Annotated in this window: 27 protein-coding genes and 1 pseudogene; 17 read left to right on the top strand and 11 right to left on the bottom strand. The window is 68.3% G+C overall.

The window, feature by feature from the left end; translation table 11 throughout:
• Nucleotides 1–12: 12 nt before the first annotated feature.
• The 3 genes from P1L41_RS01830 to P1L41_RS01820 are packed head-to-tail and all read right to left on the bottom strand — an operon-like array spanning nucleotide 13 to nucleotide 1,295.
• Nucleotides 13–303 carry a DUF424 domain-containing protein gene (locus P1L41_RS01830; protein WP_276297178.1) on the bottom strand — a complete coding sequence of 97 codons (291 nt, stop codon included), beginning with the start codon at nucleotides 301–303 and terminating at the stop codon, nucleotides 13–15.
• Entirely contained in the window at nucleotides 300–1,031 is a 732-nt protein-coding gene (locus tag P1L41_RS01825; protein ID WP_276297177.1) for a tetratricopeptide repeat protein, read from the bottom strand. The genes P1L41_RS01830 and P1L41_RS01825 overlap by 4 nt, the downstream gene beginning before the upstream one ends.
• A 45-nt stretch (nucleotides 1,032–1,076) precedes the next feature.
• Nucleotides 1,077–1,295: a hypothetical protein gene (locus P1L41_RS01820; RefSeq protein ID WP_276297176.1), complete on the bottom strand. Its 219-nt coding sequence runs from the start codon at nucleotides 1,293–1,295 to the stop codon at nucleotides 1,077–1,079.
• An 81-nt stretch (nucleotides 1,296–1,376) separates the two neighbouring features.
• Between P1L41_RS01820 and thpR the strand changes: the two genes are divergently transcribed.
• Entirely contained in the window at nucleotides 1,377–1,940 is a 564-nt protein-coding gene (gene thpR / locus P1L41_RS01815; protein ID WP_276297175.1) for an RNA 2',3'-cyclic phosphodiesterase, read from the top strand.
• Here the strand turns inward: thpR and P1L41_RS01810 are convergent.
• Entirely contained in the window at nucleotides 1,937–2,215 is a 279-nt protein-coding gene (locus tag P1L41_RS01810) for a DUF7999 family protein (RefSeq protein WP_276297174.1), read from the bottom strand. The two genes, thpR and P1L41_RS01810, sit on opposite strands and share 4 nt — an antisense overlap.
• 163 nt (nucleotides 2,216–2,378) lie before the next feature.
• Here P1L41_RS01810 and P1L41_RS01805 point away from each other — a divergent pair, with 163 nt between their 5' ends.
• From P1L41_RS01805 to P1L41_RS01780, 6 genes are all read left to right on the top strand, one after another.
• Nucleotides 2,379–3,191, top strand: coding sequence for a ZIP family metal transporter (locus P1L41_RS01805; RefSeq protein ID WP_276297173.1), 813 nt, complete (start codon nucleotides 2,379–2,381; stop codon nucleotides 3,189–3,191).
• Between the two features lie 92 nt (nucleotides 3,192–3,283).
• Nucleotides 3,284–3,481 (top strand): hypothetical protein, encoded by a 198-nt coding sequence (locus tag P1L41_RS01800; protein WP_276297172.1) that lies wholly within the window; start codon nucleotides 3,284–3,286, stop codon nucleotides 3,479–3,481.
• A 357-nt stretch (nucleotides 3,482–3,838) separates the two neighbouring features.
• Entirely contained in the window at nucleotides 3,839–3,991 is a 153-nt protein-coding gene (locus tag P1L41_RS01795; protein WP_276275507.1) for a 50S ribosomal protein L39e, read from the top strand.
• The gene (locus P1L41_RS01790) at nucleotides 3,991–4,269 is read left to right on the top strand and encodes a 50S ribosomal protein L31e (protein WP_276297171.1); all 279 of its coding nucleotides are present in this window, start codon (nucleotides 3,991–3,993) and stop codon (nucleotides 4,267–4,269) included. Before P1L41_RS01795 ends, P1L41_RS01790 begins: the two co-directional genes overlap by 1 nt.
• 2 nt (nucleotides 4,270–4,271) lie before the next feature.
• Entirely contained in the window at nucleotides 4,272–4,934 is a 663-nt protein-coding gene (locus P1L41_RS01785) for a translation initiation factor IF-6 (protein WP_276297170.1), read from the top strand.
• Between the two features lie 87 nt (nucleotides 4,935–5,021).
• Complete coding sequence (locus P1L41_RS01780) at nucleotides 5,022–6,461, top strand: PAS domain-containing sensor histidine kinase (RefSeq protein ID WP_276297169.1); 1,440 nt, start codon at nucleotides 5,022–5,024, stop codon at nucleotides 6,459–6,461.
• Nucleotides 6,462–6,467: 6 nt separating this feature from the next.
• On the opposite strand, the gene P1L41_RS01775 is transcribed toward P1L41_RS01780, so the two are convergent.
• Both P1L41_RS01775 and P1L41_RS01770 read right to left on the bottom strand, forming a co-directional pair.
• Nucleotides 6,468–6,632, bottom strand: coding sequence for a hypothetical protein (locus P1L41_RS01775; RefSeq protein WP_276297168.1), 165 nt, complete (start codon nucleotides 6,630–6,632; stop codon nucleotides 6,468–6,470).
• 43 nt (nucleotides 6,633–6,675) lie between these two features.
• Nucleotides 6,676–7,035, bottom strand: a complete 360-nt coding sequence (locus P1L41_RS01770) for a DUF5658 family protein (protein WP_276297167.1) — start codon at nucleotides 7,033–7,035, stop codon at nucleotides 6,676–6,678.
• A 128-nt stretch (nucleotides 7,036–7,163) separates the two neighbouring features.
• On the opposite strand from P1L41_RS01770, the gene rpl18a reads away from it, so the two are divergent.
• The 3 genes from rpl18a to ftsY are packed head-to-tail and all read left to right on the top strand — an operon-like array spanning nucleotide 7,164 to nucleotide 8,951.
• Entirely contained in the window at nucleotides 7,164–7,337 is a 174-nt protein-coding gene (gene rpl18a / locus P1L41_RS01765) for a 50S ribosomal protein L18Ae (RefSeq protein ID WP_276275502.1), read from the top strand.
• On the top strand, nucleotides 7,334–7,801 hold the full coding sequence (gene pfdA, locus P1L41_RS01760; RefSeq protein WP_276297166.1) for a prefoldin subunit alpha: 468 nt from the start codon (nucleotides 7,334–7,336) through the stop codon (nucleotides 7,799–7,801). Before rpl18a ends, pfdA begins: the two co-directional genes overlap by 4 nt.
• A 10-nt stretch (nucleotides 7,802–7,811) precedes the next feature.
• The gene (gene ftsY / locus P1L41_RS01755; protein WP_276297165.1) at nucleotides 7,812–8,951 is read left to right on the top strand and encodes a signal recognition particle-docking protein FtsY; all 1,140 of its coding nucleotides are present in this window, start codon (nucleotides 7,812–7,814) and stop codon (nucleotides 8,949–8,951) included.
• A gap of 17 nt (nucleotides 8,952–8,968) precedes the next feature.
• Here the strand turns inward: ftsY and P1L41_RS01750 are convergent, their stop codons facing one another.
• From P1L41_RS01750 to P1L41_RS01735, 4 genes are read right to left on the bottom strand one after another with little or no spacing between them, the layout of a single operon-like run.
• Nucleotides 8,969–9,619: a bifunctional 4-hydroxy-2-oxoglutarate aldolase/2-dehydro-3-deoxy-phosphogluconate aldolase gene (locus P1L41_RS01750; protein WP_276297164.1), complete on the bottom strand. Its 651-nt coding sequence runs from the start codon at nucleotides 9,617–9,619 to the stop codon at nucleotides 8,969–8,971.
• A 47-nt stretch (nucleotides 9,620–9,666) separates the two neighbouring features.
• Entirely contained in the window at nucleotides 9,667–9,939 is a 273-nt protein-coding gene (locus P1L41_RS01745; protein ID WP_276297163.1) for a hypothetical protein, read from the bottom strand.
• Between the two features lie 48 nt (nucleotides 9,940–9,987).
• The gene (locus tag P1L41_RS01740; protein WP_276297162.1) at nucleotides 9,988–10,362 is read right to left on the bottom strand and encodes a cupin domain-containing protein; all 375 of its coding nucleotides are present in this window, start codon (nucleotides 10,360–10,362) and stop codon (nucleotides 9,988–9,990) included.
• Between the two features lie 36 nt (nucleotides 10,363–10,398).
• A complete protein-coding gene (locus tag P1L41_RS01735; RefSeq protein ID WP_276297161.1) occupies nucleotides 10,399–11,307 on the bottom strand; it encodes an AEC family transporter in 909 nt (302 codons plus the stop codon).
• A 424-nt stretch (nucleotides 11,308–11,731) separates the two neighbouring features.
• On the opposite strand from P1L41_RS01735, the gene P1L41_RS01730 reads away from it, so the two are divergent.
• From P1L41_RS01730 to P1L41_RS01700, 6 genes and pseudogenes are all read left to right on the top strand, one after another.
• A complete protein-coding gene (locus tag P1L41_RS01730) occupies nucleotides 11,732–13,129 on the top strand; it encodes a signal recognition particle protein Srp54 (protein WP_276297160.1) in 1,398 nt (465 codons plus the stop codon).
• A gap of 118 nt (nucleotides 13,130–13,247) precedes the next feature.
• Nucleotides 13,248–15,089: a bacteriohemerythrin gene (locus tag P1L41_RS01725; RefSeq protein WP_276297159.1), complete on the top strand. Its 1,842-nt coding sequence runs from the start codon at nucleotides 13,248–13,250 to the stop codon at nucleotides 15,087–15,089.
• A 190-nt stretch (nucleotides 15,090–15,279) separates the two neighbouring features.
• Nucleotides 15,280–15,680: pseudogene (locus tag P1L41_RS18555) on the top strand (universal stress protein).
• Between the two features lie 126 nt (nucleotides 15,681–15,806).
• Complete coding sequence (locus tag P1L41_RS01710; protein ID WP_276297157.1) at nucleotides 15,807–16,385, top strand: magnesium transporter; 579 nt, start codon at nucleotides 15,807–15,809, stop codon at nucleotides 16,383–16,385.
• A 40-nt stretch (nucleotides 16,386–16,425) separates the two neighbouring features.
• Complete coding sequence (locus P1L41_RS01705; protein ID WP_379789130.1) at nucleotides 16,426–16,953, top strand: magnesium transporter; 528 nt, start codon at nucleotides 16,426–16,428, stop codon at nucleotides 16,951–16,953.
• Nucleotides 16,954–17,016: 63 nt separating this feature from the next.
• The gene (locus tag P1L41_RS01700) at nucleotides 17,017–18,072 is read left to right on the top strand and encodes a nucleoside recognition protein (protein WP_276297156.1); all 1,056 of its coding nucleotides are present in this window, start codon (nucleotides 17,017–17,019) and stop codon (nucleotides 18,070–18,072) included.
• A 1-nt stretch (nucleotide 18,073) separates the two neighbouring features.
• Here the strand turns inward: P1L41_RS01700 and P1L41_RS01695 are convergent, their stop codons facing one another.
• Nucleotides 18,074–18,967 (bottom strand): CBS domain-containing protein, encoded by an 894-nt coding sequence (locus tag P1L41_RS01695; protein WP_276297155.1) that lies wholly within the window; start codon nucleotides 18,965–18,967, stop codon nucleotides 18,074–18,076.
• 78 nt (nucleotides 18,968–19,045) lie between these two features.
• Between P1L41_RS01695 and P1L41_RS01690 the strand changes: the two genes are divergently transcribed.
• Nucleotides 19,046–20,005: a lamin tail domain-containing protein gene (locus P1L41_RS01690; protein WP_276297154.1), complete on the top strand. Its 960-nt coding sequence runs from the start codon at nucleotides 19,046–19,048 to the stop codon at nucleotides 20,003–20,005.
• The last annotated feature ends 9 nt before the right edge of the window (nucleotides 20,006–20,014 follow it).

Here is a 20,014-nt window from a genome sequence, read left to right as displayed (position 1 = left end):
GGGTACCCGAACTCAGAGCCAGAGCAGCTGGGCGTGGCGGGTCCCGGCCACGTCCAGCACGTTCTCCTCGTCGACGAAGCCGTGCTCGACGGCGACGTCGACGGCCTCCTCGCCGACGATGTTGGCGACGGCACAGCGCGCGAGGCTGTCGACGACGGTCTGCTCGTCGACCTCGTCGCCGCCGTAGAACGACTCGTCGACGGTCAGCGACACGGGCCCGTCCTCGAACGTCTCGCCCATGACGTCCGGGTCACAGACGGAGACGAGCAGGCCCTCGTTGGTCTCCCGTTCGTTGAGAATCATTCAAGCAGTTGTTCTTCGGCGTTCTGGCGCATCTCGTCGACCTCGTCGGCCAGCTCCTCGGCCTTGTCGTACTCGCCCAGTTCCTCCAGGGCACGGGCCTTCTCCTCTAAGATTTCGGCGTTCCGGAAGCCCAGTCGGATGGCGTTGTCGAAGGCCTCGACGGCGTCCTCCGCGAGGCCGCGCTCGAGCAGGAAGAAGCCCCGGTTGTACCAGGCCTGACCGAAGCGCGGGTCGATTTCGACGGCGCGCTCGGCGTGTTCGAGCGCCTGCTCGGAGCGACCGGACTCCCACAGGGCGTACGCGAGGTTCGTCTCGGCCGTCGCCGCGTGGTCGGACCGCTCGTCCGTCGAGAGCGCCTCCTGGAACGCGCCGATGGCGGCGTCCCACTCCTCCAGTTCGGCGTGGGCGACGCCCTTGTTGGTCCAGGCCTCCTGTTCGAGGCGCTCCTCGTCGGTGTAGCGCGCGACGCGCTCGAAGGTCTCGGCGGCCTGTTCATGGCGGTTGATCTGCATGTACTCCAGGCCGACCTCCAGCAGCTGGTCGGCGTCGACCTCGTCGGACGGGACGTTGCGCCGGTCGAGCAGGTCGGTGAGGACCCGCGAATCGACCGGGTCGACCTTGTCCGTGTCGACCTCGAACTCCGGTGGCTCCAGGTCGAACCCCTCGTAGGGGTCGCCAAAGCCCTGGCCCTCGGAGAACTTGTGGTCGTCGGGGTCGTTGTCGGTCATACGAACCGGTTGTCGGCCAGCGGGGTTAAGGGCTACGTCACGGGCTCAGTGGTCCGCCGCGGCGTCGTCGCCGTCCGAGTCGGCCGCCCACTCGGGGACGAAGACGAAGCTGGCGGCGAGATACAGCAGCGCGCCGACGGAGAGCGCAGCGCCGACCGGCGACATCGTCGACCCGGCGAGGGCGGCAAGCACCAGTCCGAGCGCGGTCACGACCACGGCGGTACAGCGTCGGACGGTACGGCGGAGGCGAGCAACGTCGTCCATATCGGCCGGTGGGCCGCCACCAGAGTAAAGGCTGGGGCATCACCACCCACGACGAAGTGCCAGGCTCACGTACTGGTTCGCATGAGCAAGCGACTGTTCGTCAGCGTCGACCTCGACGGCCTCGAAGACGCCGTCGCGGGTGTCCAGGACCGCTTCGCGGACGCGAGTGGCCTCCGCCTGACCGACCCCGAACAGACGCACGTCACGGTGAAGTTCCTCGGCGACACCGACCCGGCCCGGGTCGACGACCTCGTGGCCGAACTCGAAGACGCCGTGGCCGACAGCGGCGTCGGGCCGTTCGAGGCCCGCTTCGGCGGCCTCGGCGTCTTCCCCTCGCTCGAGTACATCAGCGTCGTCTGGGTCGGCGTCCGCGAGGGTCACGGTGACGCCGAACTGACGGCGCTCCACGAGGCCGTCGAGAGTCGGACGGTCGCGATGGGCTTCGACCCGGAGAACCACGAGTTCACGCCTCACGCCACCATCGCCCGGATGGACCACGCAGGCGGGAAAGAACTGGTGCAGAACACCGTCCGCAACGAGGACCCGGACGTCGGCCGACTGGCCGTCGAGGAACTGCGCCTGACCGAGAGCGTCCGCACCGACGCAGGGCCGGAGTATCGGACGCTCGCTGCGATTCCGCTCTAGCGCCCGAGTCCGAGGCCCGGACTCGGCGGCGCACCGGGGCGCAGGCGGGTGACCTGCCACTCCTCGCCGTCCTCGTCGACGGGGGCCACGTCAGCCCGCACGACGCTCCCGGGCCCACGGGACTGGAGTTTCTCGCGGAGCAATTCGTCCGCGAAGTCGACGACGTGGTGGATCTCCCCGGTCGTGTTGTCGATGAGGGTCAGTTTGACATCCGGGTCCCCAGACGAGTCGATTATGTACGTTTCGGTGGATTGTGGCGCTTTTGCACTCGACATATGGTGAAAAACCAGATTTCGATGCATAAACGTTTTCGTCTAGTTGGGGTAACAGGACTGGATTGTATAAGGTGTTTAATGACTCTCGGAGCGTCGTTTAGGGCCGCCAAAAACAGTCGGGAATGTGACAATTCTTATGTCCTCCAGTATCTTAACCCCGGCCATGGTCGCCTTCGAGAACGTCGCCTTCGTCTTCGTCGCCGGGCTGTTGACCGCGCTGGCGACGGGCTTGGGGGCCATCCCGTTCTTCCTGGTCGACGAGTTCTCCGACCGGTGGAACGTCCTGCTGTGGGGGCTCGCCTCGGGAATCATGGTCGCCGCGTCGCTGTTCGGCCTCGTGCGCGAGGGGCTGGCCTACGGGTCGTCGGTCCTCCTCGTCCCCGGGGTTCTCGCCGGTGTCCTGCTTGTCGTGGTGGGCCACCGACTCATCGACGGCGTCGACCACGGGCCCAAGAAGTACGAGCAGGCGGACTTCAAGAAGCTCCTGCTCATCCTCGGCGTGCTGACCATCCACAGCTTCCCGGAGGGCGTGGCCGTCGGCGTCTCCTTCGCGGAACTCGGTCTCGAGACGACGTCGCCCGACACGACGCTCACTATCGTCGGGGCGACGGTGCCCCTGCTCGCGGTGTTCATGACTGTCGCCATCTCCATCCACAACATTCCCGAAGGAACGGCTATCGCCATCCCGCTTCGCTCGCTGGGGGTCAGCGAGTGGCGGATGGTCTGGTGGGCCGTCTTCTCCTCGCTCCCGCAACCGCTGGGCGCGGTCATCGCGTACTACTTCGTGACGCTTGCCAGGGAGTTCCTCCCCTTCGGCTTCGGCTTCGCCGCCGGCGCGATGGTGTACCTCGTGCTCACCGAGTTCGTCCCCGAGGCCCTGGAGTACGGCGCCGACCTGCCGAGCGGCGGCTGGCGTGAACTGACCGCCGGGGCGACGGTGGGCGTCGTCGCGATGGTGCCCCTGGCGTTCGTCTAGAAGGGGCGTTTCTCCTGGATGACGGTGAGGTCGACGAACGCCGTCAGGGCCTCGTCGAACGCCTCGACGCGCGTCTCCAGCCGGTAGTTCGAGTGATCGACGGCGAAGTAGTACAGCTCGACGGCGTCGAGCGGTTCGCGAGCGCCACCGTCCCTGGTCGCCGCCTCGTAGAGGCCGTCTTCCGCCCGGAGAGCGCCGTCCGGCTGTATTCGGAGTTCGCCGGCGGCGTGTCCTGTGGCTCTCGGCCCTGTACGTGCGCCCCGTACTGGGCGAACCCGACTCGTCGGTGAAGAAGTAGACGCCGAACGGTGTCTCCGACCGGACGATGTACTGGATGGCCCCGCCCGGGTCGGAGACGTCCGGGATGGCCCGCTCCATCCAGGCCCACTCCGGTTCGACGTGGACGTCCCATGTGACGCTCACGACGACTTCGCCCCCGCCGAGACACCCGCTCCCGACGGCTGCCAGCCCTGCTCTCATCGTCCGTAACACCGACCGGCGGTACATCGACTCGTACTGCCACAGTATCGAACGTCACTCAACGTCCGAGATTACAGGCCCTGATAGCGGGGCTGTGGGGGCCGAGCCTCCGACCCGCCCCCGAAAAGGAAGGAATTTAAGTCACGGTGCGAAAGGGACAGGATACCATGAGTAAGAAGTCGAAAGCCAAGAAGAAGCGACTGGCGAAACTGGAGAACCAGAACAGTCGCGTCCCGGCCTGGGTCATGCTCAAGACGGACCGCGAGGTGCAGCGCAACCCCAAGCGACGCCACTGGCGGCGCAGCGACACTGACGAATAATGAGCGCGAGTGATTTCGAGGAGCGCGTCATCACGATTCCGCTCCGTGACGTCAGAGCCGAACCGAAGCACAAGCGCGCCGACAAGGCGATGCGGCTCATCCGCGCCCACCTCGCGAAGCACTTCTCGGTCGACGAGAGTGCCGTCCGCATCGACGCCTCGATCAACGAGGCCACCTGGGCACGCGGCCGAGCGAGCGTGCCGAGCAAGCTCCGCGTCCGAGCGGCCCGCTTCGAAGAGGACGGCGAGGCCACCGTCGAAGCCGAGACGGCAGAGTAACGTTGCTCCGCGCGGCTTTCTCCGGGTCGTCGTACGTCGGCGTCTTCGCCCGAGCGACCGATGACTGCGTGCTGGTCCGCCCCGACCTAGACGAGTCGCTGTGCGAGGACCTCGCCGAGGAACTCGAGGTCCCGGTCGTCCAGACGACCATCGGCCAATCGGGCACCGTCGGCGCGCTGGCGACGGGCAACGGGAACGGCCTGCTGGTCACCTCTCGCGTCCGCGAGCGCGAGGTCGAGCGCATCCAGGACGTCGTCGACGTCCCGGTGACGCGACTCCCCGGGCGCATCAACGCGGCCGGCAACGTCGTCTGCTGTAACGACACCGGCGCGTACGTCCACCCGGACCTCTCACGTGAGGCGGTTCAGACCATCCGCGACGGCCTCGACGTCGAGGTCGAACAGGGCGTCCTCGGCGGCGTCACCACCGTCGGCACCGCCGCCGTCGCCACCAACAACGGCGTCCTCTGCCACCCGAAGGCCACCGACGGCGAGCTCGACGCGCTCGAAGACGTGCTGGGCGTCCCGGCCGACATCGGCACCGTCAACTACGGCGGCCCGCTCGTCGGCTCGGGCCTCGTCGCCAACGACTTCGGCTACGTCTGTGGGTCCGACACCTCCGGCCCGGAGCTGGGTCGTATCGACGCGGCGCTGGGCTACATCTAGCATGGCCGCCCGCTCCTCGCTATCCCTGAGCAGTAGGGCGATTGACACACCTGCACACCTATATCCCCTGTTCTCGAACCCCCGGCCATGACGGCCACGGACGACGCGCAGAGGTTCGGCAAACTCGTCGACGAGATGCCGGTCGGGGTGTTCGTGACCGACGAAACCGGCGCGTACGTCCACGTGAACGACGCCGCCTGCGAGATGCTGGGGTACACGCCGGACGAGCTTCGCTCGCTGTCTATCGGCGAGCTGGCCGTGGCGGACGGCGCAGAACCGGAGCTGACGGCGTTCGAGGAGCTCAAGGCGCACGGCTCGGTGCGCACCGAGGCGCAACTGCGACACCGGGACGGTCACTCCGTCGACGTCGTCCTCGACGCGACGGCGCTCGACGACGGTCGGTACATCGCGTACTGCCAGGACGTCTCCGAGCGCATGGAGTTCGAGCGGCGACTCGCCGAGAGCGAGGCGCGGTACCGCTCGATGACCCGCGCGCTCGACACCTCCAGTGTGGGGACGTTCGTCCTCGACGAGGAGTTCCGCGTGGTCTGGCTGAGCGAGGCCGTCGAGCGGTTCTTCGGCGTCAGCCGCGAGGACCTCGTCGGTGCCGACAAGGCCGAGAAGATCCACTCCGACATCAAACACATCTTCGAAGACCCCGACCGCTTCGCCGGGACGGTCATCGCCAGCTACGAGGACAACCAGTACGTCGAGTCGTTCCAGTGCCACGTTCTGCCGGGTGACGGCCGTGAGGAACGCTGGCTGCAGCACTGGAGTTCGCCCATCGAGGACGGCGAGTACGCCGGCGGTCGCATCGAGCACTACACCGACGTCTCCGAATCGGTCCGGTACGAACAGCAGCTCGAGGAGCAGCGGGACAACCTCTCCCTGCTCAACCAGGTGATGCGCCACGATATCCGGAACGACCTCCAGCAGGTGCTCGCCCACGCGGACATGCTGGCCGAGGTCGTCGACGAGGCGCACCGCGACCACGTCGAGATGATTCTCGAGAACGCCGAGGAGGCCGTGGACCTCACCAAGACGGCGGGTGAGGCCGCCGAACTGATGCTCCGGCGGACGGCCGACACCGTCCCCGTCGCCGTCCAGCAGACGCTCCGGGGCGAGCTGGACGACCTCCGGGCCACCCATCAGCAGGCCGTCGTCACCGACGAGACGGACCTCGACGGGGTGACCGTCCAGGCGACGGAGATGCTGTCGTCCGTGTTCCGCAACCTCCTGAAGAACGCCGTCCAGCACAACCGTGGGGCGACCCCGTCGGTCACCGTCACGTCGACGACCGGCCCGGACGCCGTCGTGATTCGCGTCGCCGACGACGGGCCGGGCATCCCCGACGACCGGAAGGAAGACATCTTCGCCAAGGGCGAGCGGGGCCTCGAGAGCGTGGGGACCGGCATCGGGCTCTACCTGGTCCGGACGCTCGTCGAGCAGTACGGCGGTTCGGTGTGGGTCGAGGACAACGACCCGACGGGCGCGGTCTTCGCCGTCGAACTCCCACGGGCCGACTGAGAGCGGTCAGGACGGGTGCTGGTGGCTGAGTCGCTCGCCGACGACCCCGGGGACCGGCGTCCCGCAGTCGGTGCACTTCCAGGTCCTGGACGTGCCGTTCGACTCCTTGGTGAGGTCCTGTCTGAACCGGAGCGTCGCGCCACAGACACAGCGGTGGGTGGCCGGGCTCATACTCGCCCTACGACCGACGGGGGCAAAACGTTCGCGCCGGGGGTCAGAACGTCGCCAGCGTCACGGCGTTCAGCGCCACCACGAGCAGCGTGACCCACGCGAACGTCGCCAGCACCACCGTCGCATACCGGTCGGGGAGGACGGCCCACAGCACCACGACGAGCACGAGCGCGCTGAACTTCAGCAGGCCGATACCAGGCGTCCCGTAGGTCACGATGAACGCACGGGCGACCTCGTTACCCTCCTCGAGTCCCCGTGCCAGTCCCACGATGGTCGTCACCACGTCGAACACCGACGCGCAGATGACGACGGTCCAGAGGACCGCGTGGGACTCGGAGAGCCGCCGCTCGACCGCCCAGAGGGCGTCCCAGTCGAACACGTCGGGGACGGCGTCCGATGACACGGCTGTGTGACTCGATGACGTACCGCCTCCTGATAAACCTCACCGACACTACAGCGGACCGGGACGAATCGCCCGTCGAGAGCAGCGGAAGGGGAAGATACTTCCCTATCGTGCACCCACCGGTGGGTATGAGCACGTACACTGTTCGCGGACGATTCCCGGCCCGCGACGGGCCCCAGGAGTTCGAGACGGAGGTCGACGCGCCCAACGAGAACGTCGCCGAGGAGCGCATCTTCAGCCTGCTTGGCTCCCAGCACAACCTCAAGCGCACACAGATCGAGATCGACGAGGTGGCAGCATGATGGGCGGCGGTGGCGGCGGTGGCGGCGGCCAGATGCAGCAGGTCGCACAGGAGATCGAGCAGATGGAGCAGGAAGTCGAGGCCATCGACAACGAGATCGAGAACCTCCGACAGAAGCAGTCCGACATCGACGAGGCCGTCGAGGCCATCGAGACGCTCGAGTCCGGCTCGACGGTCCAGGTCCCGGTCGGCGGCGACGCCTACATCCGTGCGACCATCGAGGACATCGACGAGGTCGTCGTCTCGCTGGGTGGCGGCTACTCCGCCGAGCGCGAGCAGGACGGCGCCATCAGCACGCTCGAGACGAAACGGGAGACGCTCGACGACCACATCAGCGACCTGCAGTCCGAGAAGGCCGAAGTCGAGACCGAGATGGAGGAGCTCGAACAGCAGGCCCAGCAGATGCAACAGCAGCAGATGCAGCAGATGATGCAACAGCAGGAAGAGCAGCAGGGCGACGAGTAAGCCAGCGCCGATGTTCGACGGACTGAAAGACAAACTCAGCGGGTTCACCAAGGACGTCGAGGACGACGTCGACGAGGACGCCGTCGAGGAAGCGTCGGAGACGCCTGCTGAGGACGAAGAACCAACTGATTCGGAGGGCGTCGCCGAGGACGCCGAGACGACCGCTCCCGGCACGGCGGCCGACGACGCGCCCGTCGCCGAAACGACGGCCGACACCGACGCGGCTAGCGACGCCGACGAGGCGGCGGATACGGACGAGTCGGGCGGCCGGAGTCTCACCCAGAAGGCCAAGATCATGGCCACCGGGAAGACGGTCATCGAGGAAGAGGACCTCCAGAAACATCTCGACGACCTGGAGCTCGCCTTGCTGTCGAGCGACGTCGAGATGGGCGTCGCCCAGGAGATCCTCGAGGGCGTCAAGGAGAACCTCACCGGCCAGACCCGCCGCCGACTCTCCAGTACGGGCAACCTCGTCCGGGACGCGCTGCGCGAGGCGCTGTACGACGTCATCAGCGTCGGTCAGTTCGACTTCGACGAGCGGGTCGCCGAGGCCGACAAGCCCGTCGTCATCGTCTTCACCGGCGTCAACGGCGTCGGGAAGACGACGACCATCGCCAAACTGGCCCAGTACTTCGAGGACCGCGGGCTCTCGACAGTGCTCGCCAACGGCGACACCTTCCGCGCCGGCGCGAACGAGCAGCTCCAGAAGCACGCCGACAACCTCGAGAAGAAGCTCATCTCCCACGAGCAGGGGTCGGACCCGACGGCCGTGATATACGACGCCGTCGAGTACGCGAAAGCCAACGACGTCGACGTGGTGCTGGGCGATACGGCCGGCCGGCTCCACACCAACGACGGACTGATGGACCAGCTGGAGAAGATCGACCGCAACATCGACCCCGACATGACCCTGTTCGTCGACGAGGCCGTCGCCGGACAGGACGCGGTCAACCGCGCCCGCGAGTTCAACGACGCGGCCGCCATCGACGGGGCCGTCTTGACGAAGGCCGACGCCGACCCGCAGGGCGGCGCGGCCATCTCGGTGGCCCACGTCACCGGGAAGCCGATTCTCTTCCTGGGGACCGGACAGGACTACGACGACCTCGCGGCGTTCGACCCCGAGGCAATCGTCGACAGCCTGTTCGACTGACCGCTCGGCGCCGCCAACTACTCGCGAGCCGCTTCCACTGCTTCGACGAACTCGGCGGCGCTCTCGCGCACGCCGTCCATGTCGTCGTTCTCGATGGCCTCGTAGTCGACGAGCGCCGAACCCGCCCCGACCGCGACGGCACCGGCCTCGAAGTAGTCCGCGACGTTGTCCACCGAGACGCCGCCGGTCGGCATGATGGGGATGTCACCCAGCGGCCCCTGTAGCGCGCCGATATGGCTCGGGCCCACCGTCTTCGCGGGGAACATCTTCAGGATATCAGCGCCGGCCTCCATCGCCTCGGCGGCCTCCGTCGGCGTCATCACGCCGGGGACGCAGACGACGCCCTCGCGGTTGCAGACGTCGACGACCCCGGTGTTGAGGTTCGGCGCGAGGACGAACTCCGCGCCGGCCTCGATGACGTTGCGCGCGGCGGCGGCGTCCATCACGGTGCCCGCGCCGATGACGGCGTCCGTGTCCTCCAGTTCTCTATCGACGGCCGCGATCATCTCGGAGCAGCGCTTTGCGTCGGCGGTGAGCTCCAGTGCGGTGACCCCGCCCTCGTGGACGGCGCTGGCCACGTCGACCATCTGGTCTTCGGGGATGCCCCGGAGGACCGCGGTGACGCCGCTGTCGATGAGTGCCTGGTAGACCTCGTGTTTCCTCGTCATGGCGAGTCGTGCGACCGGTGGGGAGAAAAAACGTGCTACTCCGCTCGTCAGGTGTCGTCACCGGAGGGGCGTGAGGCGTCCTCGGCTCCCGGTGCGGACGACTCCGGCAGCAGGTCGAGGAGGAGCGTCACCGCCGCCGTGAGTGCGACCACGCCACCGGCGACGCCGGTCACTGCGAACAGGAGGTTGTCCTGGTAGTTCGTGACGACGTTTCCGATGTCAGCGACCGCGACGAGGCCGATACCGAGCGCGAACGCGATGACGCGGAGCCACCGGCGGAGCGAGCGGTACACCGCCTCACCGTCTGTGTCGGAGGGCATGTCCGCTGCTTCCGGGCCGTCTCACATCAGTCCACTGGCTGGTGAGGGTCACGCCTCGGGCTCGTAGGGGTGAGCGATGTCTGTCTTCGGCGCGCCGACGCCGAGAACCGTCGTCGGGCCGTCGGCATCCGCTGGATTGTGTGCCAAGTGCGGGCTCTCCGGTTCCGCGACGAACACCTCGCCGGCGGGGACGACGAACGCCTCGTCGGGCGTCTCGACGTGGAGCGTCCCCGAGAGCACGTAGAACAGCTCCTCGCGCACGTCGTGGTAGTGGTACGTTCGGGGCAGTTGCTCGCCGGGGGCCATCTCGTAGGTCGCGGCGTGGAGGGCGGCGAGTCCGGCGGCGTCCGAGATGCCACGGCGGTCACACGGGTAGTCCGGCGTCTCGGGGAGGGCCTCGGGGTCGATGTGGTGGTAGGCCATACCGGTGTGGGGCCGGCCGGGGAGAAAAGCGTGGGGCTAGCCGAACAGCACCGCCAGCGCCGAGAGCGTCCCCAGGGAGACCAGCGTCGTGGCGAAGACGTTCAGCGAGGCGAACGCCGCGTCGCCGCCGAGCTCGGTCGCGTAGACGTACGTCGAGACGGCCGTCGGCGCCCCGAGCATCAGGACGCTCGCGCCGAGCGCCGTGGGGCCGACGCCGAGCGCCGAGAAGACGAGCCACGCGACGGCCGGCATCCAGACCACCTTCAGCGCGACGACGCTGGAGGCGTCCCGCAGTCGCGACAGCTCGACGCCGGTGTCGAGCGTCGCGCCGATGCTCAGGAGCGCGAGCGGGAGCGCGAGCGTCGAGAGGCCATTGAGCGCGGTATCGACGACGGCTGGAACGCTCAGCGAGAGCACCGACGCGAGGATGCCGGCGCCGAGCGACGCCAGGATGGGGTTGCGAGCGACGCTCCGAAGTTCGCCGACGACCGAGGCCGCCGCGCCGTTGGCACGGACCAGCGTCAGGACGGTGATGGGGATGTGGGTCAGCGTCCCGAGGCCGAGGATGAGACTCGCGACCGCGGTCGCCTCTCCGCCCAGCGTCGCAGCGACCACTGGGAGTCCCAGGAACCCGAGGTTGCCGTGGTACGACTGAATGATGGCGACGCTCCGTCGAGCGTCGGTCTCCTTGCGGCTGTGGACCACCCACCCGAGGAGCACCGTCAGGCCGATGACGACCCAGTAGCCGGCGACGAGTGCCGGCGAGACGAGGTCGCCCAGCCGCTGGTCGTACGTCGAGGAGAAGATGAGCGCCGGGAGCGCGACGTAGAAGGCGGCCGCAGTCAGGCGACCGGTCCAGCGTTCGTCGAGGACGCCCACGCGACGCGCGCCGACCCCGACGGCGAGCAGCGCCAGCATGTACGTGAGCTGCCCGAGAACGCTCATACGCCAGCCAGACGGCAGGCGGGTATGTCGCTTTCGGCATCGGCTGGCGCGGTCGTGTTTAGTTACGGAATCTTGAGAGTGAACAGCCAGAAAGCCCCCGCGTTCTCAGCTCCCGCGGCTCGCTGCGCTCCAGTAGGTGCTTGCTTCGCCGGGGTTCGCTGAGAACGCGGCCCCTTTCAGTCCCGCCTAGGCTGGCTGGTTTCCCTGCTTTGGGTGGGATTGAAAGGGGCGGCCTGCTACACGACGGCGGACGACGCAAGCACTGGACTGAGCGAACACCGTGAGCGAAGGAAGCGCGCAGCGAGTCCCCCGAGTGTAGCAGGCCGGGGCTTTCTGGCTCTCTAGGTCAACCACCGCTAAACTAAACACTACTACTGGCGCCGACGACAAGCCTTTACCGCCGCGGCCGCGTACCGACTGGCAAATGGTACTCGACGATCTCGGGAGTTCGCTCCGCGGGACGCTCGACAATCTCCGGGGGAAGTCCCGCATCTCCGAGGAGGACGTCGAGGACGTCGTCCGGGAGATTCAGCGCTCCTTGCTCCAGGCCGACGTCGACGTCTCGCTCGTACAGGACCTGTCGAAGAGCATCAAATCACGCGCGTTGGACGAGGACCCGCCGGCCGGTACCTCGCCGCGCGACTGGGTCCTCCGTATCGTCTACGAGGAGCTGGTCGACCTGGTCGGGGAGTCGACGGACCTGCCGCTGGAGGAGCAGACCATCATGCTCGCCGGCCTCTACGGGTCGGGGAAGACCACGACGGCCGCGAAGATGGCGTGGTGGTTCTCGACGAAGGGGCTCCACCCCGCTATCATCCAGACCGACACGGACCGGCCCGGCGCCTACGACCAGGCCAAGCAGATGGCCGAGAACGCCGAGGTCGACTTCTACGGCGACCCTGACGCCGACGACCCCGTGAAGATTGCCCGTGAGGGCCTGGAGGCGACCGAGGAGGCCGACGTCCGCATCGTCGACACCGCCGGTCGCGACGGGCTCAACGAGGAGCTCATCCAGCAGATAGAGCGCATCGAGGCCGAGGTGAACCCGGACCGGAACCTGCTGGTGCTCGACGCCGCGATGGGCCAGAGCGCCAAGAGCCAGGCCGCCGACTTCGAGTCGGCCATCGGCATCGACGGCGTCATCATCACCAAGCTCGACGGGACGGCGAAAGGTGGGGGCGCGCTGGCCGCGGTCAACGAGACGGACTCGACCATCGCCTTCCTCGGGTCGGGGGAGACGGTCAAGGACATCGAGCGCTTCGAGCCCTCGGGGTTCATCTCCCGTCTGCTGGGGATGGGCGACCTGAAGCAACTCACCGAACGGGTCGAGCGCGCGATGACCGAGACCCAAGAGGAAGACGAGGACTGGGACCCCGAGGACATGATGGACGGCCCGTTCACCCTGCACGACATGCGAAAGCAGATGCAGACGATGAACAAGATGGGCCCGCTCGACCAGGTACTCGACATGATTCCCGGCATGGGCGGCGGCCTGATGGACCAGCTGCCCGACGACGCGATGGACGTCACCCAGGAGCGGATGGTCGACTTCGAGGTCATCATGGACTCGATGACCGACGAGGAACTGGAGAACCCCCGCGTGGTCGGCCAGTCCCGCACCGAACGCATCGCCCGGGGGTCGGGGAAACCCGAGGAGCGGGTCCGCGAACTGCTCCAGCAACACAAGCAGATGGAACAGATGCTCAAGCAGTTCCAGGGCGTCGGCGACGGCGACATGGAGCGGATGATGAAGCAGATGCAGCAAGGCGGTGGCGGCGGCATGGGTGGTCTCGGCGGTGGCGGCGGCCCCTTCGGCGACTGACCGCAGCGCCACGGCGGCCCGCTGTATCGCTCGGTGCGCGGGGCGTCGCGAACGGTAGTTTTCACCCGCTGAGAATCGATTCGGCGTTTTTTGTACCGAACGGCGAGAGCACACGCGTATGGACTCTCGGTCGGGGGACACGCTCATCGAGTGGGTCGACGAGCGCTACAGCACGGACATCGACAGGTTCGACGAACAGCACAAACACCTCTTTGGCCTGCTGAACGACCTCTACGTCGCCGTCGACGAGGGCCACTCCGAGGACGCCGTCGGCGACATCCTCCGGGAACTGGAGCGCTACACCGAGTACCACTTCGGCGACGAGGAGGAGTTCATGCAGGACTGCGGATACGCGATGGACTGTGCGGACTGCTTCTACGACCATCGCGAGATGCACGCGGAGTTCGCCGACCAGGTCCGCGAGTTCCGCGAGAAACACGAGGCCGGCGAACCCATCACCGTCGACGTCCTCGAGTTCGCGAGGGACTGGCTTGACGCCCACATCGCGGGGAGCGACGTCGATCAGAACTACGGCGAGTACTACGCCGAGTCGGTCCCCGAGGACTACGCCTACTGCCCCGGGAAACTGAACAAGTCCCGCGACGACGACCGGACGTACGACGCACCCGAGGAGACGGTCAGGCTGGGGAGCGACGTCCACGTCGGCGGCGCCGTCTCGATTCCGCACGGGTCGATGGCCGACTGGATACGGGGGCTGGCCGACCGACACGGCGACCGGACCGCCGCCTACGCCTTCGAGGACGGGCAGTTCGAGACGCGAACGTTCGAGGAACTCTATCAGGACGCCCGGGCCGTCGCCGCCGGCTTCCTCGACGCCGGCGTCGAACCGGGGACGACGCTCGGGATTCGCGCTCGCCCGTCCTACGAGTGGGCCGTCGTCGACCTGGCCTGTCACCTGGCCGGCGTCGTCTCGGTCCCCGTCTACTCGGGGTTCGACGAGGAACGGGCGGTCGCGACGGAGACGACGGCCGGCATCGACGCGCTGGTGACCGACGACGACCCGAGCGAGGCCGTGGCCGATGCCGCCGGCACTGTCTTCGACGTCGAGGACCTCCCGACCGGCGACCGGCCCGCCCTCCCCGGGTTCGAGGCCGACCCCGACGACGTCGCAACGGTCGTCCACCGCCTCGGGACCGAGACGGACCCGCTGGGCGTCGGACTCTCCCACCAGAACCTGCTCGCGGCGGTGGCGATGCTGGGCGACCAGTTCCCCGTCTCGCCGGGTCAGACCGGCACCTGTTCGCTCCCGCTGTCGCACGTCTTCCAGCGGGTGGTGACGTACTACCTCTGGGACGGCGGCGCGGCGGCCGCGTACGTCCCGAACGACGACCTGCTGGCGGGACTACGGCTGCTCAGCCCCGAGGTTCTCGTCGGCGTGCCGCGGGTCTACGAGCACCTCGCGGACTCGCTCGAGTCGCATCTCGACGCCCTCGGCGGCGTGAAGGGCCGTCTCGCCGACGGCACGGCAGTAGAGCGGGGTCAGCAGCTGGCAGCTGGCGCCAGCGGCTCGCTCACCGACACGGCGGCCGAACGCCTCGTCTTCGCGCCCCTCCGCGAGGAGTTCGGGCTGGAGAACCTCGAGTACGGGCTCTCCGGGGGCGACGGGCTCGACGCCGACCGCCTCCAGCGCCTCTGGGGCTGTGGCGTCCCGGTGAGCGAGGTGTACGGGACGCCCGAGCTCGCGGGCGTCGGCTGTGTGACGCCGTCAGGGTCCGAGGCTCCCGCAGCGCTCGGGTCGCCGCTGCCCGGGACGGAGGTGGCGCTGGCAGACGACGGCGAGATACTGTTCCGTGGCGACCACGTCGCCGACCGGTACTGGGAGACACGCGACGTCTCGGCCAGCACCACCCGGGGCGAGTGGTACCCGACAGGGGACTACGGCGAGTTCGACGCCGAGGGACGGCTTCACCGCGCCGACCGTCACTATAGTAACAATTGAAACGGTTTACACACCGATCGCACTGCTGTCGTGCGATCGGGTGTGCACTGACTTTCAATGGCTACTATAGCGACCACGAGTCCGACCGCGCTGCCGACACCTCCGACCGGGTGCGTGGCGTCGTCCTCGCGGTTCTCATCGGCTGGGATTGCCCGGCAGTGTTTTGCCCCGCTCGGGCGAACTATCGTGTATGTACGAGATCGTCGTCGGCATCGACCGCGATGAGGCACGTGCGCGAGCGCAGGCAACCGAGCTTCACGACCATGCCCCTCGACACCGAGTCGGTCCACGTTACGCTGGTCCACGACTTCGAGGAGAACCGCGAAGGGGCGTCGGTCACGCAGGTCGCTGCCGTCCGCCGAGCACGGGAACTACTCGAGGAGGCCGGCGTAGAGGTCTCCCCTCGAAGGGACCAGCGGGAAACCGGCGTCGGCCATCCTCGAAGTCGCCGACGCCCGCGATGCGAACCTCGTCGTGCTCGGCGGGCGCAAGCGGTCACCGGCCGGTAAGGCGCTGTTCGGGAGCGTCACGCAGGACGTCATCCTCGGGACCGACCGCTCGGTACTCGTGGTCACCGCCGACGGGAACTGAGACACCGGACCGACAGGGGCTCGGATGGCTCCCGCGTGCGTCGTCCGGTGACGGACGTTCCACCAGGGATGGCTCGGCGTCGGGCCTCCGGTCCCTTTTTGCGACTGCGCCCGGATGCTCTCGGTAATGACCGTCCGCGAGGTCGCCGCCGAGGCCTATCGGGAATCCGTTCCGGTGCTGGTCCTCAGCGCGGTCGGTGGCCTCTTCGCGGGCGTCGTCCTCGGGGGGATGGACGCCGAGTTAGAACAGGTCGCCGGCCTGCTCGTGCTCGTCCCCGCGCTGCTCGCCACGCGGGGCAACGTCTACGGCTCGCTGGGAGGCCGCCTCGGGTCGGCGCTCCACCAGGGGCTCGTCGACCCGACCCTCTCGCTGGAAGACGAACGCGTCAACGTGGCCGTCGCGGCGTCGCTGGCCAACGGCGTGCTGGTCAGCGTGCTGTCGGCTGTCCTCGCTGTCGGCCTACTCACCGCCATCGGTCGCCCGTCGGCCCCGCTCGCGACGCTGGTCGCCATCGCGCTGCTCGCCGGCGTCGTCTCGGGCCTCGTGTTGACCGTCGCCGTCGTCTCCGTCGTCTTCGTCGGCTACCGGCGCGGGCTGAACCCCGACACCCTCGCGGGGCCGGTGGTGACGACGACGGGCGACGTGGTCGGCGTCGCGACGCTGCTGGTCGCGACCCGCATCGTCCTCGCGCTGGGTGGTGGCTGACGTGTCGGCCTACGAGGTCCAGTGGTCGGTCCGTGGTATCATGCGGCGCATGCTCCCGGTGCTGGTGGTGTTGACGTCCATCGAACTCGGGAGCGGCCTCGTCCTCGATACGTTCGAGTCGACGCTGCTGCGGTACCCCACGCTGCTGGTCCTCGTTCCCGTCACCATCGGGATGGCCGGTAATCTCGGGAGCATCCTGGCCGCGCGGCTCTCGACGGCGGTCCACCTGGGTATCGTCTCGTTCGAACCGACGGACGACCGCCTCGCCGGCAACGCGCTGGCGACCGTCGCGCTGGCGCTGACGGTGTTCCCGCTGGTGGGCGCCGGCGCGTGGGCGCTCCAGGCGCTGCTCGGGACCGTCCGGCTCCCCTTCCTGACCGTCGTCGTCGTCGCGACGACGAGCGGCGTCGTGCTCGCGGCGCTCGCCGTGGTCGTCACCACGGCGACGGCCTACGCGGCCTACCGGTTCGAGCTGGATCCGGACGACGTCGTCATCCCGGTCGTCACCAACGTCTGCGACGTGTTCGGGGTGCTGGTGCTGTTCGGCGCCGTTCGGGTGCTCGTCTGAGTGCGGTCCGCTCCGCGCGACGCCATCGACGGACATTTGCCGGCCACGGACCGACTCCCACACGTGCAGTCGGCCACCAGCGTCGTCCTCGCGACACCGGTCACCGACGTCCTCGCGACGGTCGCCTACCGGGTGCTGCGCATCACCGTCTTCCTCTCGCTGGGGGTGTTCCTCGCGAACCTCGCGGTGGCGTTCGGCCTCGTCGAGAAGATCGCCGCGGTCTCGCGCTATCTGACCGGCCCGGCGAACCTCCCAGACGAGGTCGGGACCGCCATCCTGACGACGACGGCCTCGACCACGGCCGGCTACGGCATGCTCGCGGACTTCCGCGAGTCGGGCGTGCTGGACGACCGTGCGACGCTCGTCGCGGTGACGATAAACACCTTCTTCGGCTTCGCTCAGCACATCGTGACCTTCTACGCGCCCATCCTCATCCCCATCCTCGGCTTCGAGGTCGGGGTGCTCTACGTCACGACCCGGGGGCTGGTCGCGCTGGCGATAACGCTGACCGGTATCGTCGCCGGCGCGCTCCTGCTCGACGGGGCGTCGGGGACAGCGGCCGACGTCGACGCCACTACCGACGGCGGCAGGGCCGACGCCGCGTCCGCACACGGCACGGAGCGCGACGACGGGCCCGAAACCCGCGAGGCAGCAGTCCGCGAGGCCTTCGCCGAGACGGTCGACCGCGTGGGTGACATCCTCCCCCGCCTGGTGGTCATCTACGTCGTCGTCTCGCTGCTGGTCGCCTACTCCGAGGAACTGCTGGCGCTCCTGGGCCCGGGCGGGGCGAGCGTCACCGCCACCGCCGACGCGCTCGCCGGCTCGCTGGGGCTCCCCGGCGCGGCCGCGCCCGTCGTCGCCGCCTACGCGCTCGACACGACGTCGGGAGCCGTGGTCATCGCGCCGCTCATCGAGAACGGTACGTTCACGGCGCGGACCGCCGTCGCGACGATGCTCGTCGGCGGCATCGTCTCTTTCGCCGTCTCGACGTTCAAGCGCTCCATCCCGTTCCAGTACGGTATCTGGGGCCGCGAGTTCGGGACGAAGGTCATCGTCGTCAACACGGGCCTGAAAATCGTCTGGATAGCCGTGGCGCTCGTCCTCCTGCTGGGGACCTGACTCACCCCGTCTCGGGGATGGGGTCCGAGATGACCACGGCCTCGCCCTCGATCACGGCTTCGCCGTCGGCGTCGTCGACGGCCGTCGTCAGCCGGAACCGGTCGTCCTTGATGCGCTCGACGACCTCGCAGTGGGCGGTGACACGCTCCCCGATGTCGACCGGCCCGCGGTAACTGAGCTCCTGTGAGATGTAGATGATGAGCCCCGGCAGCCGGGCGAGCGCGGCGCTGATGAGGCCCGAGACCAGCGTCCCGTGGACGATGCGGCGGCCGAATCGCGTCCCCTCGGCGAACTCGGAATCGAGGTGGAGGCGGTTGGTGTCACCGCTGACCTCGGCGAACTGCTCGACGTCGTTCTCCGAGAGCGTCTTGCTGAACCGGACGTGGTCACCGACGTCGATGCCGTCCTCGACGCCGTAGCTCTCGAAGGTCCAGTCGTCGTCCTCGTAGAGCGTGTCGGGGCGCGTGAACCGCCTGCGCTGGTGCCGGAGGTCCGGTGGCGGCGTCGGGTGTGAGAGCTGTGGGATGTAGTTCGAGAGGTCGGTCGTGGTGACGATACCGAGCAGGACGCCGTCCTCGACGACTGGCAGCTTCTTGATGCCGCGCGACCGAAGGCGCTCGACGGCGTCCTCGATGCTCGCCTCAGGGCGTATCGTCACGAGCGTCGACGACATCACGTCGCCGACGGTGAGCGCCGTCGTGTCGCCACCCTCGGCGGTGACGGCGACGACGTCGCTCTCGGTGAGGATGCCGACGGCCTCGCCGTCCGACTCGACGACGAGCGAGCCGATGGACTCGTCGCGGAGCCGGCTCGCGGCGGCGGCGATGGTCGTGTCTCTCGTGACGGTTCGTGCGGGGGCGGTCATCACCTCGCGGACTGGGAGTGGGACGAGCATCGCACGCCGACCTATTCCTCCCAGTGACATAACCGTCCCCCCGCCAGGTTTGTAGTCTCGGCCGCCCTCTCTCCGGCGATGCGTCGTCGCTCGCTCGTCGCCGTCGCGCTCCTGGTCACGCTAGCCGGCTGTAGTGCGTTCTCTGCCCCCGTCCAGGAGGCGTCCACGCCGACCGCCACCGGGTCGGACGCACCACTCCCACAGGTGACCCTCGAGGTGCGCGTCACCGCCGTCGTCGACGGTGACACCATCCGCATCGCGTACCCGAACGGGACGGCCGACACCGTTCGACTCGTCGGCGTCGACACTCCAGAGGTCAACGTCGAGAACGACCCCACCGAGTTCGAGGGCGTCCCCGACACCGATGCCGGGCGGGCGTGTCTCCGCGACGCCGGCACCGACGCCTCGAACGTCGCCAAGGACGCGCTGCTGGGACGGACGGTCGGCCTCGCCTTCGACCCGGGGACCGACCGACGGGGCTACTACGACCGCCTGCTCGCGTACGTCGTCGTCGAGGACCGGCTGTTCAACTACCGCCTCCTCGCCGCGGGCCACGCCCGCGTCTACGACAGCGAGTTCTCCCGAGCGGAGCGCTTCTACAGCGCCGAGACGACCGCTCGCGAGGACCGTCGCGGCCTCTGGCGCTGTGTCGACCCCGCGGCGACGGGGACGCCGGTGGCCGACGGCGGGACGGTCACGCCCAGCGAGTCGGCTCTGGTCGTCTCGACGGTCCACGCGGACGCCGCTGGCAACGACAACGAGAACCTGAACGACGAGTACGTGGTCTTCGAGAACCGCGGCGAGTCGAGCCTCGACCTCACGGGCTGGATGGTCAGCGACGAGGCCGGGCGCGTGTACACCTTCGACGCATTGACACTCGCTCCGGGCGAGCGGGTGACGCTCCACACCGGCAGCGGCACGGACACCGAGACGGACCGCTACTGGGGACAGAGCGGTGCCGTCTGGAACAACGACGGCGATACGGTCACCGTCCGCGACGCCGGCGGACGGCTCGTCGCCCACCGGCCCTATGGGTGAACGCCCCGG

This window comes from Haloarcula ordinaria (genome assembly GCF_029338275.1).
GTDB classification, from domain to species: domain Archaea; phylum Halobacteriota; class Halobacteria; order Halobacteriales; family Haloarculaceae; genus Haloarcula; species Haloarcula ordinaria.
Note: the sequence above shows the minus strand (reverse complement) of the source record. Positions and strands in the feature narration are given on the sequence as shown.